The 3018-nt window shown below is 69.1% G+C and carries 3 protein-coding genes and 1 pseudogene; 1 reads left to right on the top strand and 3 read right to left on the bottom strand.

Annotation, left to right across the window (positions count from 1 at the left end):
- Positions 1-518 (top strand): annotated as a pseudogene (locus tag IJH84_RS02065) (hypothetical protein); the annotation flags it as partial.
- 57 nt (positions 519-575) lie between these two features.
- Here IJH84_RS02065 and rplA read toward each other — a convergent pair.
- The 3 genes from rplA to nusG all read right to left on the bottom strand — a co-directional run bounded on the left by rplA (position 576) and on the right by nusG (position 2858).
- The gene (gene rplA / locus IJH84_RS02060; RefSeq protein ID WP_200069006.1) at positions 576-1289 is read right to left on the bottom strand and encodes a 50S ribosomal protein L1; all 714 of its coding nucleotides are present in this window, start codon (positions 1287-1289) and stop codon (positions 576-578) included.
- A gap of 68 nt (positions 1290-1357) precedes the next feature.
- Entirely contained in the window at positions 1358-1792 is a 435-nt protein-coding gene (gene rplK / locus IJH84_RS02055; protein ID WP_295139595.1) for a 50S ribosomal protein L11, read from the bottom strand.
- A gap of 163 nt (positions 1793-1955) precedes the next feature.
- Positions 1956-2858, bottom strand: a complete 903-nt coding sequence (gene nusG / locus IJH84_RS02050) for a transcription termination/antitermination protein NusG (protein WP_295139593.1) — start codon at positions 2856-2858, stop codon at positions 1956-1958.
- Positions 2859-3018: the final 160 nt, after the last annotated feature.

Below are 3018 nucleotides of genomic sequence, written 5' to 3'. Positions count from 1 at the left end.
TGGGGCTGCTCCGGTACAAGATCGTGCGCAGGTTGATCTACCTCGTCGTGATCCTGCTGGTGCTGTACTACCTGCTGCACTCGCTGCTGGTCTCGTTCACCGGAGGGAGCGGCGGCTCCTCCGCGCCCGGCACGGGCGGGGGGTCGCAGGCTGCCGCGCCGATCGCACCGGGAGAGCCGGACCTGGCGATCTACGCGCTGTACAACTACATCGGCGGGAACTCGCCGGAACAGGCGTGCGCGTTGTTCACCGATACCGGCAAGGCGGCCTTCGCCGCGAGTTACGGCACCGGCGACTGCCCGTCCGCAGCGCGCCAGGCCCGGGCAGCGGTCACCGGACCGGCGAGCTACCGCGACCCGATGTTCCTCAACGCGCTGCAATCCACCGGCACCCAGACCAAGGTCGACTCCTGCGCGGTGCAGGTCGGCGGCGGTCCGGCGCTGGGCACCATGCGCATCAGCAGGCAGCCCGACGGCGGCTGGCTGATCGACCAGTACGCGCCCGCGAACTGCGGCTGAACGCAAAAAGGTGGGCCGCCCATCGCGGGACGGCCCACCTTCAGCTGCGGTGCTCGATCAGGCGGAAGCCTCGGTGAGGTTCCGCGTCAGCGCCGGGTCGACCGGGATACCCGGGCCCATAGTCGTGGTGAAGGTGACCTTCTTCAGGTACCGGCCCTTCGAGGTGGACGGCTTGGACCGCAGGACCTCGTCCAGCGCGGCCGCGTAGTTCTCCACCAGCGCGTTGTTGTCGAACGACGCCTTGCCGATCACGAAGTGCAGGTTGGCCTGCTTGTCCACCCGGAAGCTGATCTTGCCGCCCTTGATGTCCGCGACGGCCTTGGAGACGTTCGGGGTGACGGTGCCGGTCTTCGGGTTCGGCATCAGGCCGCGCGGGCCGAGCACCCGCGCGATCTTGCCGACCTTGGCCATCTGGTCCGGGGTGGCGATCGCCGCGTCGAAATCGAGCCAGCCGCCCTGAATGCGCTCGATCAGCTCCTCCGAGCCGACCGCGTCCGCCCCGGCGGTCTCGGCCTCAGCGGCCTTGTCGCCGGTCGCGAACACGATGACCCGGGCGGTCTTGCCGGTGCCGTGCGGCAGGTTCACGGTGCCGCGGACCATCTGGTCGGCCTTGCGCGGGTCGACGCCCAGCCGCAACGCCACCTCGACGGTGGGGTCCATCTTGACCTTGGAGGTCTTCTTGGCCAGCTCGACGGCCTCCAGCGGCGCGTACAACCGCGCGCGGTCGACCAGCTCGGCGGCCTGCAGGTATGCCTTGCTGCGCTTAGTCATTTCCTCTGTCCTTAACGGGATCAGTCGTGGTCGAGCAGGGCTGCGCGAGCCCTCCCACACGGGCCGGGTCAGCCCTCGACGGTCAGGCCCATCGACTTGGCGGTACCGGTGATGATCTTCTCCGCCTGGTCCATGTTCTTGGCGTTGAGGTCGACCCACTTGGTCTGCGCGATCTCGCGGATCTGGTCCACGGTCACCTTGCCGACCTTGGACTTGTGCGGCTCACCGCTGCCCTTCTGCACGCCCGCGGCCTTGAGCAGCAGCTTCGCCGCCGGCGGGGTCTTCAGGTTGAAGGTGAACGAACGGTCCTCGAACACCGAGATCTCGACGGGCACCACGTCGCCGCGCTGGTTCTCGGTGGCGGCGTTGTAGGCCTTGCAGAACTCCATGATGTTCACGCCGTGCTGGCCGAGCGCGGGACCGACCGGCGGTGCCGGGTTGGCCTGGCCGGCCGAGATCTGCAGCTTGATGATCGCTGCGAGCTTCTTCTTCTTGGGCGGCATCTTCAGCTTCCTGTGTCCTCGGAGTGCTCGCCCGGCCCGTTCTCCCGGACCGGGCACGGGCGCGGGCCACGATGGCTTCGCCCGTCGCCGCGGGAGGTCCTGCCTGGTCCTCCCGCGGCCGGCCGGAATCCCCGTGTCGGCCGGTGGCGGCGCGGGGAGCCGGTCAGATCTTGGAGACCTGGTTGAACGACAGCTCGACCGGCGTCTCCCGGCCGAAGATCGAAACCAGCACCTTGAGCTTCTGGTTGTCCGCGTTGACCTCGCTGATCGTCGCGGGCAGCGTCGCGAACGGGCCGTCCATCACGGTGATCGACTCGCCCACCTCGAAGTCCACCTCGACCGACGGCTTCGCGGAAGCCGCGGCCGGCTCGGCGGCCTTCTTGCCCGGCTCCGGCTTGGCCTCCTTCTCGGCCTGCGGCGCCAGGAACTTCAGCACGTCGTTGATGCTCAGCGGCGAAGGCTGCGAGGTCGCGCCGATGAAGCCGGTCACGCCCGGGGTGTTGCGCACGGCGCTCCACGAGGAGTCGTTGAGCTCCATGCGCACCAGGATGTACCCGGGCAGCACCTTGCGCTGCACCATCTTGCGCTGGCCGTTCTTGATCTCGGTGACCTCTTCGGTGGGCACCTCGACCTGGAAGATGTAGTCCTCCACGTCCAGCGTCTGCGCGCGGGTCTCCAGGTTCGTCTTGACCTTGTTCTCGTAGCCCGCGTACGAGTGGATCACGTACCACTCGCCGGGAGCGCGGCGCAGTGCGGCGCGCAGCTCCTCGACCGGGTCCGGCTCGGCCTCGCCTTCGGTCTCCGCCTCGGCGTCGGTCTCCGTGCCGGTCGATTCCGCCTCGTCGGCCTGCTCGGCCGCGTCGGCGGAACCGGGGGCATCCGCGCCGGTGCTGTCCAGCTGCGCGTCGGCGCCGGCGGCTTCGGGCGAACCGGTGTCCTCGCCGGAGTCGGCGGCGCGCGCGGAGTCGACGGCCGCGGAGCCCGGGACCGCCTCGGCGGCCTCCGGCTCCTCGTTGCGGCCGGTCAGCTCCTGGCCCTCGTGGGGAGTCCCCTCTCCTGAGGTCACAGTCGGTCTCGCTTCCTCTCGTGCGTTGCGTGCCGGGTTATTTAGCATCGCCGTACCCACTCTCCGCGCGGGCCCGGAGATGTTCAGCCGAACAACCAGAGCACGCCCTTTGCGAAGAGCACGTCCAGACCGGCCACGAACGCCACCATGGCGCTGACGA

The sequence above is a fragment of the Saccharopolyspora sp. genome (assembly GCF_017434145.1).
GTDB classification, from domain to species: domain Bacteria; phylum Actinomycetota; class Actinomycetes; order Mycobacteriales; family Pseudonocardiaceae; genus Saccharopolyspora_C; species Saccharopolyspora_C galaxeae.
The sequence above is the reverse complement of the archived record's forward strand: the minus strand, read 5'-3'. Positions and strand labels throughout refer to the sequence as shown.

Coding starts and splice junctions, on each gene's coding strand:
- rplA (WP_200069006.1), bottom strand. CDS start 1,289: ATGACTAAGCGCAGCAAGGCATACCTGCAGGCCGCCGAGCTGGTCGAC.
- rplK (WP_295139595.1), bottom strand. CDS start 1,792: ATGCCGCCCAAGAAGAAGAAGCTCGCAGCGATCATCAAGCTGCAGATC.